The organism is Aeromonas sp. 604176, from assembly GCF_049170755.1.
Taxonomy (GTDB): domain Bacteria; phylum Pseudomonadota; class Gammaproteobacteria; order Enterobacterales; family Aeromonadaceae; genus Aeromonas; species Aeromonas veronii_A.
Genome location: NZ_JAAKNE010000312.1, coordinates 1 through 578 on the forward strand (window position 1 = coordinate 1; position 578 = coordinate 578).

The 578-nt window shown below is 63.3% G+C and carries 1 pseudogene; it reads right to left on the reverse strand.

Going from position 1 to position 578, the window contains the following annotated elements:
- Nucleotides 1-578: pseudogene (purH, locus tag G5358_RS21560) on the reverse strand (bifunctional phosphoribosylaminoimidazolecarboxamide formyltransferase/IMP cyclohydrolase); the annotation flags it as partial.

The following is a 578-nucleotide window of genomic DNA, read 5'->3' on the forward strand; positions in this document are numbered from 1 at the left end:
ACTCCTTCACGCACTCCAGCGCCGCGTCGGTGTCGGCAATGTTGTTGTAGGAGAGGGCCTTGCCCTGCAGCTGGATGGCGCTTGCCACCGAGCCCGGCGCGGCCTGCTCTTCGGCGTAGAAGGCGGCAGCCTGGTGGCTGTTCTCGCCGTAGCGCATGTCCTGCTTCTTGATGAACTGGCTGTTGAAGGTGCGTGGGAAGCGGGACTCTTCGTCGCCTTCCTTGTTTTCGCCGTAGGAGGGCACCAGGGTGCCGAAGTAGTTGGCGATCATGCCATCGTAGGCGGCGGTGTGCTCGAAGGCGGCGATGGCCAGATCGAAGCGGGTGGAGAGGGTCAGGCTGTTGCCGTTGCCATCCATCTCGGCGATGACGCGGTCATAGTCGGAGGCCTTGACGACGATGGTGACGTCCTTGTGGTTCTTGGCAGCGGAGCGGACCATGGTCGGGCCGCCGATGTCGATGTTCTCGACGGCGTCTTCCAGGGTGCAACCGGCTTTGGCCACGGTGGCGGCGAAGGGATAGAGGTTGACGACGACCATGTCGATGGGGGAGATAGCGTGCTCGGCCATGATGGCGTCA